This window comes from Neorhizobium sp. PAMB6716, assembly GCF_058242805.1.
On record NZ_JBZAYW010000002.1, the window covers coordinates 931,027 to 945,018 of the forward strand.

At 59.5% G+C, this 13,992-nt stretch carries 11 protein-coding genes; 2 read left to right on the forward strand and 9 right to left on the reverse strand.

From position 1 onward, the window contains the following. Positions 1-114: 114 nt before the first annotated feature. Together hutH and hutI are read right to left on the reverse strand one after the other, a co-directional pair. Positions 115-1,650 carry a histidine ammonia-lyase gene (gene hutH / locus AC4CWH_RS22865; protein ID WP_491286171.1) on the reverse strand — a complete coding sequence of 512 codons (1,536 nt, stop codon included), beginning with the start codon at positions 1,648-1,650 and terminating at the stop codon, positions 115-117. Next, complete coding sequence (gene hutI / locus AC4CWH_RS22870; RefSeq protein WP_491286168.1) at positions 1,647-2,912, reverse strand: imidazolonepropionase; 1,266 nt, start codon at positions 2,910-2,912, stop codon at positions 1,647-1,649. The genes hutH and hutI overlap by 4 nt, the downstream gene beginning before the upstream one ends. 105 nt (positions 2,913-3,017) lie before the next feature. Between hutI and AC4CWH_RS22875 the strand changes: the two genes are divergently transcribed. After that, positions 3,018-4,364, forward strand: coding sequence for a formimidoylglutamate deiminase (locus tag AC4CWH_RS22875; RefSeq protein ID WP_491286166.1), 1,347 nt, complete (start codon positions 3,018-3,020; stop codon positions 4,362-4,364). Further along, the gene (hutC, locus tag AC4CWH_RS22880) at positions 4,361-5,083 is read left to right on the forward strand and encodes a histidine utilization transcriptional repressor HutC (RefSeq protein ID WP_491286164.1); all 723 of its coding nucleotides are present in this window, start codon (positions 4,361-4,363) and stop codon (positions 5,081-5,083) included. The genes AC4CWH_RS22875 and hutC overlap by 4 nt, the downstream gene beginning before the upstream one ends. Before the next feature lie 6 nt (positions 5,084-5,089). Here the strand turns inward: hutC and AC4CWH_RS22885 are convergent, their stop codons facing one another. The 7 genes from AC4CWH_RS22885 to AC4CWH_RS22915 all read right to left on the reverse strand — a co-directional run bounded on the left by AC4CWH_RS22885 (position 5,090) and on the right by AC4CWH_RS22915 (position 13,932). Continuing rightward, positions 5,090-6,469 (reverse strand): GntP family permease, encoded by a 1,380-nt coding sequence (locus AC4CWH_RS22885; RefSeq protein WP_491286162.1) that lies wholly within the window; start codon positions 6,467-6,469, stop codon positions 5,090-5,092. A gap of 54 nt (positions 6,470-6,523) precedes the next feature. Next, positions 6,524-7,063 carry a gluconokinase gene (locus AC4CWH_RS22890; protein WP_491286158.1) on the reverse strand — a complete coding sequence of 180 codons (540 nt, stop codon included), beginning with the start codon at positions 7,061-7,063 and terminating at the stop codon, positions 6,524-6,526. A 184-nt stretch (positions 7,064-7,247) separates the two neighbouring features. Continuing rightward, positions 7,248-8,690: an alanine/glycine:cation symporter family protein gene (locus AC4CWH_RS22895; protein WP_491286156.1), complete on the reverse strand. Its 1,443-nt coding sequence runs from the start codon at positions 8,688-8,690 to the stop codon at positions 7,248-7,250. Between the two features lie 418 nt (positions 8,691-9,108). Further along, a complete protein-coding gene (locus AC4CWH_RS22900; RefSeq protein WP_491321592.1) occupies positions 9,109-10,044 on the reverse strand; it encodes a TniQ family protein in 936 nt (311 codons plus the stop codon). Between the two features lie 4 nt (positions 10,045-10,048). After that, the gene (locus tag AC4CWH_RS22905) at positions 10,049-11,101 is read right to left on the reverse strand and encodes an ATP-binding protein (protein ID WP_491321593.1); all 1,053 of its coding nucleotides are present in this window, start codon (positions 11,099-11,101) and stop codon (positions 10,049-10,051) included. 45 nt (positions 11,102-11,146) lie between these two features. Beyond that, the gene (locus AC4CWH_RS22910) at positions 11,147-13,384 is read right to left on the reverse strand and encodes a Mu transposase C-terminal domain-containing protein (RefSeq protein WP_491321594.1); all 2,238 of its coding nucleotides are present in this window, start codon (positions 13,382-13,384) and stop codon (positions 11,147-11,149) included. 179 nt (positions 13,385-13,563) lie between these two features. Beyond that, positions 13,564-13,932 (reverse strand): hypothetical protein, encoded by a 369-nt coding sequence (locus AC4CWH_RS22915; protein WP_491321595.1) that lies wholly within the window; start codon positions 13,930-13,932, stop codon positions 13,564-13,566. Between the last annotated feature and the right edge of the window lie 60 nt (positions 13,933-13,992).

Below are 13,992 nucleotides of genomic sequence, written 5' to 3' on the forward strand. Positions count from 1 at the left end.
TGACGTTGCGGCTTTCTCCCTTCTCCCCCGCGGGGAGAAGGTGCCGGCAGGCGGATGAGGGGGTAAGCCAAGGCATCCACGCCAGAGGGGAGTGCGACCACGACCATCATCACCTCAACCCTCCAGCCCCGGCAGCAGCCCATCGGACACGCTTGCCACCAGAACACCATCCGCCACCAGCGTTGCAGCGGCGGCAAGATCCGGAGCCATGAAGCGATCCTCTTCCAGCGTCGGCACCACGGCGCGAAGCGCTGCGACGGCCTTCAAAAGCTCGGGACTGGTCGTCAGCGGTGCGCGGAACTCCACCCCTTGCGCGGCCGTCAGCGCTTCGATGCCGATGATGGCAAAGAGGTTTTCCGTCATCTGCAACAGGCGGCGTGCGCCGTGGCAGGCCATGGAGACGTGGTCTTCCTGATTGGCCGATGTCGGCGTCGAATCCACCGAGGCCGGATGCGACATCTGCTTGTTTTCGCTCATCAAGGCGGCGGAGGTAACCTCGGCGATCATCAGGCCGGAATTCAGCCCCGGCTTTTTGGCGAGGAAGGCCGGCAGGCCATAGGAGAGGGCGGGATCGACCAGCAGGGCGACGCGGCGCTGGGCGATTGCGCCGATTTCGCACACGGCAATGGCGATCTGGTCTGCCGCAAAGGCCACCGGTTCGGCATGGAAATTGCCGCCGGAGACAACGCTCAGGTCGGAGAGGACCAGCGGATTGTCAGTGACCGCATTGGCTTCGATTTCAAGCGTCCGGCCGGCCATGCGCAACAGGTCGAGGCAGGCACCATCCACCTGCGGCTGGCAGCGAATGCAATAGGGATCCTGCACGCGCTCATCGCCTTCCAGGTGGCTCTGGCGAATGACGGATCCTTCGAGCAGCGCGCGCAGCGAAGCGGCGGTATCGATCTGGCCCTTGTGGCCGCGTAGCGTATGGATATCGGCGGTGAAGGGGGCCGATGAGCCCATGGCCGCATCGGTGGAGAGTGCGCCGGTAATGAGTGCTGCCTGGGCGGCCCGATGGGCGCGAAACAGGCCGGCCAGCGCCAGCGCCGTCGAGGCCTGCGTGCCGTTGATCAGCGCCAGCCCCTCCTTGGCCGCGAGAACGACCGGCGTCAGTCCGGCGCGACGCAGCGCTTCGGCGCCGGAAAGACGTTCGCCTTCAAAAAAGGCTTCCGCCTCGCCCATCATCACGGCGGCCATATGGGCAAGCGGCGCCAGATCGCCCGACGCGCCGACAGACCCCTTTTCCGGAATGAGCGGTGTAACGCCCTTTTCCAGCATGCCCTCGATCAGCCGCACCAGATCCAGCCGCACGCCGGATGCGCCGCGCCCGAGCGAGACGAGTTTCAGCGCCATGATGAGGCGCGTGATGTTTTCAGCCATCGGCTGGCCCACGCCACAGCAATGGGAGAGGATGAGGTTGCGCTGAAGCGTTGCGGTGTCGGCGCTGTCGATCTTGATCGAGGCAAGTTTTCCAAAGCCGGTATTGATGCCATAGACCGGTGCGTTTCCGGCAGCGATCTCGGCAATGCGGGCCGCCGCGCGTTCGATGCCGGCATCGAAACTGCGGTCCAGCTGTGCTGCCGCACCCGTCCAGTAGATGCGCGAGAGATCGGCAAGCGTCACGCTGCCCGGCTTCAGAGTGATGGTCATGCGGATGCTCCTCGATGAATGGTCTGGCCTTTCCACACGCGCTGATGAAGCGGGTTGAAGCCCATGCGATAGACAAGTTCGGCCGGCCGTTCGATGTCCCAGAGGGCGAAATCGGCGGATTTTCCGGCCTCCAGCGTGCCGGTTTGCGCCTGCAGTCCGAGCGCTCTGGCTGCCTCGCGCGTCACGCCGGCAAGGCATTCCTCGACGGTCAGCCCAAACAGCGTCGCACCCATATTCATGGTCATCAGAAGCGAGGTGAGGGGGGAGGTGCCGGGGTTGCTGTCAGTGGCAAGCGCGATATGCGCGCCGGCTTTCCGGAGCGCGGCAATCGGCGGCAACTGTTTTTCCCGGAGCGTATAAAAGGCGCCGGGCAAAAGGACGGCAACCGTTCCCGCATCGGCCAGCACCTGCGCGTCCTCTACCGACAGAAATTCCAGATGATCGGCAGAGAGCGCGCCATAACGTGCCGCAAGACGTGCGCCACCCAGATCAGACAGCTGTTCGGCATGCAGTTTGACGGGCAGGCCAAGCGCCTTTGCACGATCAAAAACGCGAGCGATTTCCTCCGGCGAGAAGGCAATTCCCTCGCAAAAACCATCGACTGCATCCACGAGGCCTTCCGCGTGGGCAGCTTCAAGCCCCGGCAGCGCGATGTCGGTGAGATAGTCGCCGTTGCGGCCCTTGTAGGCGGGGGGCGTGGCATGGGCGGCAAGCCAGCTGGTGACGATGCGCACCGGGCGGATTTCGCCGAGCTTTCGCGCTGCCCGCAGCATGTTCATCTCACCCTCTATGGTGAGCGCATAACCGCTCTTGATCTCCACAGTGGAGACGCCTTCCGCCAGAAGCGTATCGAGGCGGGGCAGGGCCTGTGCCACGAGTTCATCGACGCCGAGCGCATTGGTGGCCGACACGGAAGAGACGATGCCACCGCCGGCGCGGGCAATTTCCTCGTATGTCGCGCCATTGAGACGCATCTCGAACTCCATGGCACGATTGCCGCCATAAACGAGATGCGTGTGGCAATCGATAAACGAAGGCAGCATGAGGCGCCCGCCGCAATCGATGATCTCGGCATTTTCGGCAAGTTCTACGGGCATCGTGTCCGCGGGGCCGACGAACCGGATGCGCGCGCCCTCCGCCACCAGCGCGCCGTTTTCGATGATGCCAGGCGCTGCCTCCTCGGCAAGTGTGGCGATCCGTACGTTCTGCCACAGCGTGCGGCCAGTTCCCGAAGTGTCTTGTGAAAAATCGCGTCCTGCCATCGCTCTTTCGCCTTCCCTTTGCGGTAACATGTATATACATTATAACGCTGAGGCAAGCGGAAATTCCGCAACCAGAGTGGTTCGCAGAAGGGAAGGAACGGCGACATGCAGGTCATCCATGCTAAAAGCGCATTGTTGCCAGAGGGCTGGCGAAGCGATGTACGATTGACAATCGAAGACGGGTGTTTTGTTAGCGTGGAAGACGGCGTGGCAGCGGACGTTGGCAACAGCTGTTGCGCAGTCATTGTGCCGGCCATGCCCAACCTGCATTCCCATGCGTTCCAGCGTGCCATGGCGGGGCTTGCCGAGCGACGCGGGCCGGGGACGGACAGTTTCTGGAGTTGGCGCACGCTGATGTATCGTTTTGCGCTGTCGATGACGCCGGAGCAGGTGGAGGCGGTGGCCGCACAGCTCTACATGGAAATGCTGGAGGCCGGTTTCGGCCGTGTCGGCGAATTCCATTATCTCCATCATGACAAGGATGGCGGCTTTTACGCCAATATCGCCGAAATGGCCGAGCGGATCGCGGCAGCCTCCGTCGAAACCGGCATTAACCTGACGCTGCTTCCGGTGTTTTACGCCCATTCCGGATTTGGCGGTGCCGCACCAAACGAAGGCCAGCGTCGCTTCATCCATTCCCCGGAGGCTTTTGCGCGCCAGATGGAGGCCTGCCGGAGCCTTGTCGCAACCCTTGCAGGCGCAAAACTTGGCATTGCCCCGCACAGCCTTCGCGCCGTAACGCCCTCCGAATTGCAGGCGATCCTGCCGCTCGCAGAGGGTGGCCCGGTGCATATCCATGTGGCCGAACAGCTGAAGGAAGTGGAAGACAGCCTTGCCCATACCGGCCAGCGCCCGGTGGAATGGCTGCTCGCCAACACGCCCGTCGACCATCGCTGGTGCCTGATCCACGCGACGCACATGACGGCTGCGGAAACATCGGGCGTCGCCCGCTCGGGTGCGGTCGCCGGCCTTTGCCCGATCACCGAGGCCAATCTCGGCGATGGCATTTTTGATGGCGCACCGTTTTTGGCGCAGCGTGGCCGGTTCGGCATCGGCTCGGATTCCAACATCCTGATCTCGGTTGCGCAGGAGCTGCGGCAGCTGGAATATTCGCAGCGCTTAGCGCTTAAGGCCCGCAACGTCGTGGCCGATGTCGAAGGCTCGACCGGCCGTCGCCTGTTCGACGAAGCCCTTGCCGGCGGTGCTGGCGCAACCGGTGCCTCTGCCGGACTTGCCACAGGCTTCAGCGCCGATCTTGTTGCGCTTGACGTCGCAGCCGTGCCGTATCTTCAGGGTGACCAGATCCTCGACCACTGGATCTTTGCCGGCAATGTCGGCATCGACAGTGTGTGGGTGAGGGGGCAAAAACAGGTGGAAAACGGTCGCCACCGGCTGCGCGACACGATAAGCCGGCGCTTTCGAGAGACCATGCAGGAATTGCTGTCATCATGAGCACGGAAAAAGAGGGCACGCTGCACAGCCGTATCCTCGGCGATATCGAGGGAAAAATCCTCTCCGGCGCCTGGGCACCCGGTCATCGCCTGCCGTTCGAGGTGGATCTCGCCGTGCAATACGGCTGTTCCCGCATGACGGCCAACAAGGTTTTGACGCAGCTGGCGCGGGCAGGCCTTATCGAGCGGCGCAAGAAATCCGGCAGTTTCGTGGCCCAGCCGATGGCGCAGGCGGCGGTCCTTGAAATCCACGATATCGAGGCAGAAGTGCGCTCGCTGAACCTGCCTTATGCCTTCGAGCTTCAGAAACGCCGAAAGCGAAAGGCAAGTGCTGCCGACCGGCTTCATCTCGAACTCGGCGAAGGTGCGGCCGTCCTCGATCTCACCTGCCTGCACAAAGCCGGCAACCGGCCGTTCTGCCTTGAGCAGCGCATGATCAACCTGGAAACCGTTGCGGAAGCCGCAACGGAGGATTTTTCAAACGCTGCCCCCGGCGCATGGCTGATCAGCCGCGTGCCCTGGAACGCGGCGGAACACCGCATCCAGGCCATTTCGGCATCCACCGAGATTGCGGCCGCGCTCGACATTGCCCGCCACGCGGCGTGCCTTGTCATCGAGCGCCGAACCTGGGGTGCCAGCGGCCCCGTCACCTTCGTGCGCCTGACCTATCCCGGTGACCGCCACGCGCTGATCGCCCGGTTTCAGCCGGGCGAAAGCTAAAAACGATCAGGCCACCCAGAAGATCAGGCCAGAGAGGGCAAAGCCGATCAGGCCGACCAGCGTCTGCATGACGGACCAGGTCTTGAAGGTTGTCTTCACGTCCATGTTGAAGAAACGACCGACCAGCCAGAAGCCGGAATCGTTGACATGCGACAGCATGACCGAGCCCGAGGCGAGCGCGATCACCACGGCCGAAAGCTGTAGCCCCTGATAACCTGCCGCCTGCACGGCGGGCTGGATGAGGCCAGCCGCGGTAATCAGAGCGACGGTCGCAGACCCTTGCGCGACACGAAGTGCGGTGGCGACGAGAAAGCCGGCAACAAGAACCGGCAGACCGATATCGGAGAGACCATCCGACAGCGCCTTGCCGATGCCGGATGCGCGCAGCACGCCGCCGAACATGCCGCCGGCGCCAGTGATCAGGATGATTGAGCAGACCGGGCCAAGGGCTGAATCCAGAATACGTTCCACCTTGACGGCGCTTCTGCCGCGCATCGGCCCCAGCACATAACCGGCAACAAGCACGGAGATGAGAAGTGCGACCGGCGTGGCGCCGATTGTCCGGCCCAGCTGGAACCAGGCGGCATCCTTGCTGACCCAGCCCTGGACGCGGGCAAAATCAAGACCCGTATTGATGAAGATGAGGAGGAGGGGCAGGAGGAGAAGCGCTACGACGAGGCCCGGGCTCGGCGGGTTCGTATCCTTCTCACCGGATGTCTCCGTCGAAAAGCTGTCCGGAATGGGAAGCACGATCCGCTTGCCGATCCAATTGCCGAAAAGCTGGCCGGCAACGATCCAGGTGGGGATTGCAACGGCAAGACCGGCAAGGATCAGCAGGCCCGCATCGGCACCCAGAAGCTCGGAGGCAGCCACCGGCCCCGGATGCGGCGGCACGAAAACGTGCATGACCGAAAAAGCCGTGGCGACCGGAATGCCGTAACGCAACAGGCCGCCGCCCAACCGCCGTCCCACGGTGAAGACGACGGGCAGCATGACCACGAGGCCCGCATCGAAGAAGATCGGGAAACCGAAGAAGAGCGAGGCGATGCCAAGCGCCATCGGCGCCCGTTTTTCGCCAAACCGTGCGACAAGAGCGTCCGCTAGCGCCTGGGCGCCGCCCGAAATTTCCAGCATGCGGCCAAGCATGGCGCCGAGACCGACGAGAAGCGCCACGCCCCCCAATGTCGAGCCGAAGGCGGAGGTGAGCGTCGTCAGGATATTGGCGGCTGGAATACCGGCGATAACCGCCGTCAGCAGGCTCACGAGAATGAGCGCCACAAACGCGTGGATGCGAAACTGGATGATCAGCAAAAGCAGTAGGGCCACAGCCCCGACCGCGATGGAAATGAGCGCGCCTGCGCCCAATGTCTGTTCAAATTCTGGCACTTTGCCACTCCCTGTCCGCGCATTGGCTCCGGTGGAGCCAGTCGCACGTTGATTTTATTGGATTATGTGTAAATTGAGTGCGAGCCCGGCGAGCGCCCGCTCGACGACGGTCTCGGGTGGTGCATCGACGGTAATCTTCACGCCGGTCTCATCGGGCTGGAGAACCTCGAGCGTCGCAAACTGCGAATCGAGAAGCGAGGCCGGCATGAAATGGCCTTTTCGCTTCGCCATTCGTTCGGCGACCAGTTCCTTGTTGGCCACGAGTTCAATGAAGCGCACATCCGCTTCGGCGCTGGCCAGGATGTCGCGATAGCTGCGCTTCAAGGCCGAACAGGTGATCACCACGTTGCGGCCGGCCTTGGCGTGATCGGTGATCCAGTCCCGGATCTTTTCGAGCCACGGCTGGCGATCGGCATCATCAAGGGGAATGCCCGCCGACATCTTTTCGATGTTTGCGGCGGGATGGAACGTGTCACCCTCGGCAAATTCCCATTGCAGCCTGCCCGACAGAAGCTCCGCCGTCGTCGTCTTGCCGGTGCTTGAAGGCCCCATCACGATCAGGGCGATGGGAATGGTCTTGGAGGTCTGGCTCATCTGGAGATCCCATATGCTGTGCCGCCCCCCGACGGAAAGAAATATGACAACGGCACATATCAGGCCGTCGAGCACCGATAAAGCAATTTCTGGACGTGGGCGGTCCTAACGCTCGCGCCTACCCGGCGCATGCTGAAAGATACTGCCCGCCACACGCCGGCGGGCAGATGCTGGGGAAGGGCGATCAGGCACGGGATGGGGTGTGACCAGCCGCTTCAGCGTTTGCGACCTCATGCCAGATCTCAGCGTCAATCTTGCCTGCCAGTTCCGGATACATGTGCGGATCAAACACCGGCATTTTCGTGCGCTTCTGCTCGAAGTAATCCCGTGTCAGTTTGATGACCAGCGGCGACATCAGGCAGATCGCGACGAGATTGATCGTGGCCATCAAGCCCATCGAGGCATCTGCGGCGTCAAACACGGTGGTTGCGCTCTCGTAGGATCCCCAAAGCACCATCAGCAGCAGACCGATACGGGCAACCATCAGGCCGAGCTTGTTGTCGAGCCCCAGATAGACGAGCGCGTTTTCGGCATAGGAATAATTGCCGAGCACGGAGGTCCAGGCAAAAAAGAAGATGGCGATCGCGATGAAAGTGTTCCCCGCGCTGCCGATATGGGCTGTGAGAGCCGCCTGCGTCAGCGGCGTGCCCGTCAGTTCGCCACCGGGCACCAGCGTTCCCGACAGGATGATCATGAGGCCGGTTGCCGTGCAGATCAGCAGCGTATCGATGAACACGCCGAGCGCCTGGACCATTCCCTGCGAGGACGGGTGGTGCGGATTGGGGGTGGCGGCGGCTGCGATGTTGGGTGCCGAGCCCATACCCGCTTCGTTCGAAAACAGGCCACGCTTGACACCGTTCAGCATGGCGCCCGCAATGCCGCCGGCGGCCTGTTCGAACCCGAAGGCGCTCTTGATGATGAGTGTGAAGGCTGCGGGAACCTCGCCAATGTTGAGGATCAGGATGAACAAGGCAAGACCGAGATAGGCCACGGCCATGAAGGGCACGATATATTCTGCGCAGCGGGCGATCTGCTTGATGCCGCCGAAAATCACGACGGCGGATATGGCAGCGATGACGCCGCCAACGGCAAGCTTGGGAACGCCGAAGGCTCCGTTGACTGCCTCGGCAATGGAATTGGCCTGGACCGCGTTAAACACGAAACCGAAAACGAGGAGCAGGCAGAGGGCGAAAATCACCGCGGCCCAGGGCGCTTTCAGACCGCGAGCGATATAAAATGCCGGTCCCCCGCGGTATTCGCCGTTCTGGCCGCGGACCTTGAACAATTGCGCCAGCGTACTTTCGGCATAGGCTGTCGCCATGCCAAGTGCTGCCACCACCCACATCCAGAACAATGCGCCGGGGCCGCCGAGCGTCATCGCAACCGCAACGCCTGCCAGATTACCGGTGCCGACGCGCGAGGCAAGGCTGGTGCAAAGCGCCTGAAACGGCGTGATACCCGCTGTATCCGTCTCCGGCGCGCGCAGGACGACGCGGATGAATTCCGGGAACTGGCGGAATTGCAGGAAGCCCAGCCGGATCGTGAAATAAAGGCCCACCGCCAGCAATCCGTAAATGAGGACATAACCCCAAAAGAACGCGTTGAGATATCCGATGATTGCCGTCATGCCACTCTCTCCTGCTAGGCTCAACTGCCTGTTCCCAGGCGCCCGGATCCACTCGCTGGCCGGTGGCGGTTTTCACTGCGCTGCCCGGCAGAGCAACGATGCGCCATCCGCAGGCCTGACTGACGGGTCTGCTGATACCGGAAGCTCCGTAAATCCGCTTTAATCGGTGCGATGAGATTGGGCAATTGCGGGCGCTGTCGAAAATTGATCCCGGGGGCGTCGTGCCGCGGAGACGAACTACCGCCGGTGTAAAAACGGAATGTAGGATGGCCCAAACACCTATTAAAAACCCGTGATTTCCAAGGAAAACGGAAGGCTAGAGGCCCAAAACGGAACGTGGCGTGGCCCAAATTTGAGGGAAATCAAGGCACAAAAAAACCGGGTCGAAACCCGGTTTTTCTTGGGGATGGCACGAAGTTCAGGCTGGTAAGTCGGACACCAAATTCGGATGCCGCTCCCGCACCACATCTTCGAGAAACTTGCCTAATTCCAAGTATCCTGGCAGGTCATGTCGCTCAAGAAGCTCGGCGTGTAATCTGCCAAGAAACATCGAAGCTCGTACCCGGCGAATCGTCGGATTGAATTCAAGGAATTCCTGAAGGGCAGCTCTCACGGCAGATTCCCCCGTTTCTGCAATTCCAAACCCGATCTCGGCGACCTCTATCCAGTCGTCTGAGGTGTAGCTTTCCAGGTCTGGTTCGGACCCGTCCCGGACGACTGCACCGAGAAGTTCGGCAAAATGTGCCGCTGCCTGCAAAGGGAATTCGTCCAGCCAGCCGCCCTCCGTTTTGCTCCCGCGCATTCGGTTGATCACATAGTCCTGGAGACGAATAGGGATATTCAGACGAGGCCTACTCGCGTGAGTTTTCAGTTCCTCGATTATCGCCCGTATTTGCGTTGCGAAATCACCAAAGTTCTTTCGCCCACCACCAAACCTGACCAGCGGAATTTTATGATCAGGACATGTATGGACGAACCGCAGCATCCACTCTGTGCGACCATAGGCCCGATGGAATGAAAATTCCGGACCGATGTCCCGCAGCACGCATGCCGGGCAGACGCGACAACGGTCCGTGTCGATAAACTCCCGAGTGAAGATGCTCTCTTGGATCACGACCGTTTTCCCATGCTGAGAGAGCTGGCCGCGATGCAACTGAATAGGCATTTTCCCAACAAGCTCTGCAAACACGTCTATCTCCGCGTGCCCGCCCTTCAGCAGCCGGTCGAAACGGAAACCGAAATGCGCCGAGAATTCCGACGCACTCTCGATACCGTTTACAGCAGCAATGCGGGAGCAGTAGCTTTGCAGTGTCTCGTTTGACTGAAACGGAAGTGTCAACGACAGTTTGGTCATGTTGTTACGCAACCTTCTTCCGGGACCAACGTTGTTGGCGGCTTCGGGTCCCCACCTCATTTTCTGCCGATGTGTATGGTTTGATATCCTCCCAGTTCTTTGCAACAAATACGTTCTCGGCTTCGTCGCGGCCGGTATTGCTTTCAAAGCACTCGGCGAAATGCTTGCTGGTGATCACGCGTTCGTCCGCGTATATCGCAAGCTCAACGGCACCTCGGATCATTTGAACCATGGTACCGAAATCCTTGTCGCAGCCGTGCATCAATCGCTGGATGAACTCTTGGTCCTCATGCAAAGAGGTCTTCATCTCGGCGTGGTCGAAGATGATCAACCGTGTGACCTCTGCCATTGTGGCAGTTCCGGCGGCACCTACCATTTTACCAAAGGGAATCTTCGTGCAACGATTAGCCAACTGCTTCCGGGAAAGGAATGCGTCGAGCGGCGCAACGCCCGCCAGGACGATCCTGACCGGCCAATCGGGCATCTGCACGAGGTTTTTCAACGCGTTGCCGATTTTGGTGATCTCGACACCATTGGAGGCGTCCACCGCGTGTTGAGCTTCGTCGATAACAAGCCACATCACGCCATGCGCCTTCAACACATCGCGGAACAGTTTCCACATTTCGTTTTCCTTGAGGTTCTGGCGGACAGGGTAACCCATCGCATGCAGACCTTCGTATGCCAGGAGCTTTGGAGTACAGGGACTGGGTGCAGTCATCATAAGGAGAGGATGAACAAGGTTTCCGTCGTCGTTGACGTAAGGCAGCATCGCTGCGCACTCCGAGGTATGGGTCAGAAGAGCAGTTGTTTTACCGGCTCCGGATTCACCACAGAGCGCCACAATGCGGCGTTTGTCCGGTTTCGCCATGTCGGAGATGCCGATGACTGCAATGCTCGCTACCATGGCTTCGAAGGCCTTTTTGAGCGCAGTGTCACGAGCAAGCCCGATATAGCGCCCATTGATCCTTGCGACGCGGTCAGCCTTCGATAAGGCGTCCTGCGACATCAACGCACGAACACGTGCGATTTGGGCTGCAGGAAATTGAGCGACTTTCATCGTGTTCTCCCTAAACTAGGTCGGATTTCACGGCTGCGGTCATTTTCAGCGGTTGAAATCGGGATTGAGGGCGTTCAACTTGGAGGAAGGCATGGGATGCGCAGGCGCAGGTTCCGGGGGGTGTTCTGCCTTGGTGTCCTGCTTGATGCCGAACATGTCCCAGTTTTTGATGAGGGAGGAGATGTCGGCCTCTTCGAGACTGGTATCCTCGTTCGCACGTGCGTCCTCGACGACGTCGACAGAGTAGGCGACCTTCCTCTCAAAACGCAGGATGTCGCGCTCGGTCAGGATAGCACTGCCAAGCTCAGCCTCAGCCCTTGCGATCTGAGCCTGGCTTTGCAACCATTGCTTCGTTCTGCGCACAATGGTCTCGGAAACCTGCGCATTTTTGCGATTGGTGAGGCGGAGGCGATCATTGAAGGCGAGCCATTTCCAGATGCTCATCCCGATCACATCGTCATGCACCGCTGGAACGGTGAGCCAACCTTCCGAATGGCGCACAGAGATCGCACCGAGGTCGAAGCGATCAATACGTACCTCGACCTCCACCTCGGATTCTCGGAACAGCTTCAGGAGCTTGCTGGAGGAGTATTGAATTCCCAGCACGCGAATACCTGAACGAGAAATCTTCCGGCGAACCGTGATGCCGAAAATGCTACGGCGCAGACCGGGAGAGAGCGGAGGTGCTGGTTTGTAGAATTTGTTCAACCGCTCCCAAGCCTGTCGCGGCGTCTCACCATTCAGCCCTTCATGGGGTGTGTTGTGGAACACATCAACGACGAAACGCATGAGCAGTTCTGCGGCCTGGTGGAATACAACGCTTGCTTCCGCCTCTGCATCATAGTCCCCTTTTTCGGCCGGAGACCCCCAGGTGCGTCCGGTGAAAAAGAGCAAGGCTTGCCGGTTCAGAGTGCGGAACCAGCGTTCCAAAGTCCCACGTGCAGCTGCATCACCAGATTTCGGCTGAAAAAGGATGCCGCCCATATCGTTCACGACGATCCGGACCTCATTGCTGGCGTTCCAGGTTGCCGAGTCCAGTGAAACCTCACCAAACACACCATGCTGATCCCAAGGCGTCTCGCACCCAATACTTTTCGCGAGTTCAGTTTTGTCGCGCGTTACCATTTCGAGAGTGGAAACCGCACTGGCAGTGTTAGGAGATGTATGGTGGATGCGCATGCCAACGATGGATTTCGTTGCCACGTCTTTTGCCGCAGTGACATACAATCTGACGCGAGCTACCAGCTTCTTTTCTTTTGCAGTCAGTTTCTCCCACTCTTCGGCCTGGATCAGGAGCGTTTGAAGGTCGATCCAACATTCATCGAGCTGGATTTGTTCGAGTGGCCGCAGGACATCGATACCCGACATAATTGAACGGTACTTCGCGTTGGCGTAGTCGGCCCCGCGATGGCCCAGATCAACATAGGAGGGGGGAAGCTTGCGGATACGCGCACTGAACGTATCGATGTCTGGCACACGAAGTTTTGGCAAAACTTCCGCGCCCATTTCTGCATTCTTCTGTTCACGTTTTGCGTTGTCGGCCTCGATTGCGCGAGAAAGCAACTGATGCAGCTCTTTGATCGGTAACCGATCTTTTGTTGCGTACATCCACACGTGCTTGTTGATATGCGCCAATTCCTCAGCCGTAAAATGTTCACGGCGACTTTTTGAGCTGTCGCGATTGCAAAGAACCACTGGGTCGAAATTTGCCGTTTCCAGCTTCTCTACCCAACGACGCAAACTACGAGGTGAGGGCGGCGCAGGAAGCCTCGGAGCGGTACGATGAGTCCGCCCGGCCGCTTTATGAGCCTCGTCTGAAGCATTCTGAAGCGCCTCTTGCGTGTCTTTAATGTAGGAGAGAAGCTTCGCCTCTGATCGGCTAACTCTGTCCTCTACTTTTTCATCCTTTGTTTCAGCCTCAGCTTTGAGGAAGCGCAAACACCAAGCGTGCTTGTACAGGACATCTTGCTGCTCATCAGGCTGCAAATTACTGAGGAGTTCAGTGCCTCCGGAAACGGTTTCCTTTTCCGGGCGGCGGCGGTGAGGAAGGTATCCCATGGGATCGCGTTTTTGATGGAAAGCGCGGGAAACCTCTTCAAAACTGTAGAATTCTGGCGGCAGATCGTCGTCTGCGCGCTGAAACCAATAACCAGCGTTCGTCGTACTCAGCCAGTTGTAGACGGCATGCTTGTACTCCACGCGATCTCCGCGATGAAATGCATAGAGCTTGGTCTCATGGGCATCAGGTGGCTGCAAATGAGGATGTCGAACAAACATATTCATGGTCAAGTTCCTGACGGACACAGGGGTCCATTTCCGCGTGCGGCGGATTGAAATCCGTTCAAAAATGGGAAGTGGTAATTACTGGGAGGTGGCCAGCATTATATCGCTTGCGGCCAATATGGGTGGCGGCTTCCAGTAGCCAAAGGCGATGAACCCGGAACACATGGCGACAACAGGTTTCATGGCGTCAGCTCCTGCTGTGACGACTTTTTGACCCACGGCGCATCAACCAACTTTTTGTCGGGCTCAGCCAGCTCAATGACACCATCGTAGACGAGGCACCAAATTGCGTTCAGTCCATCAGCAAACCGGTCGAAATTCCGTGCAAGCGCAAAGGCGCTGACGGTCCCTTGGATGTCAGAAATCATGGAACGCATCTTCTCGCAGTCTGCTTCGTCGCGGATTTTCAACGCCCGCAGGGTCCACTTAGCGTTCCATGCGCGCTCGCGAGTGAGAGTCCTATCCGTGACCAGGACTGCAGCGTCTGCAAATCCATTCAGGTTGGGCTTAGTCCGCTCGATAATATCTTCGATGCCCGACGACTTCACCAAGTCCTTCGGCTTAACCGCGAATGCGATCCGCGCTCCGTTACGCAGGGTCGCACGATA

Excerpts from the sequence above, each read along its gene's own strand:
- hutH (WP_491286171.1), bottom strand. The coding sequence starts at position 1,650 with ATGACCATCACTCTGAAGCCGGGCAGCGTGACGCTTGCCGATCTCTCG.
- hutI (WP_491286168.1), bottom strand. The coding sequence starts at position 2,912 with ATGGCAGGACGCGATTTTTCACAAGACACTTCGGGAACTGGCCGCACG.
- AC4CWH_RS22875 (WP_491286166.1), top strand. The coding sequence starts at position 3,018 with ATGCAGGTCATCCATGCTAAAAGCGCATTGTTGCCAGAGGGCTGGCGA.
- hutC (WP_491286164.1), top strand. The coding sequence starts at position 4,361 with ATGAGCACGGAAAAAGAGGGCACGCTGCACAGCCGTATCCTCGGCGAT.
- AC4CWH_RS22890 (WP_491286158.1), bottom strand. The coding sequence starts at position 7,063 with ATGAGCCAGACCTCCAAGACCATTCCCATCGCCCTGATCGTGATGGGG.
- AC4CWH_RS22895 (WP_491286156.1), bottom strand. The coding sequence starts at position 8,690 with ATGACGGCAATCATCGGATATCTCAACGCGTTCTTTTGGGGTTATGTC.
- AC4CWH_RS22900 (WP_491321592.1), bottom strand. The coding sequence starts at position 10,044 with ATGACCAAACTGTCGTTGACACTTCCGTTTCAGTCAAACGAGACACTG.
- AC4CWH_RS22905 (WP_491321593.1), bottom strand. The coding sequence starts at position 11,101 with ATGAAAGTCGCTCAATTTCCTGCAGCCCAAATCGCACGTGTTCGTGCG.
- AC4CWH_RS22910 (WP_491321594.1), bottom strand. The coding sequence starts at position 13,384 with ATGAATATGTTTGTTCGACATCCTCATTTGCAGCCACCTGATGCCCAT.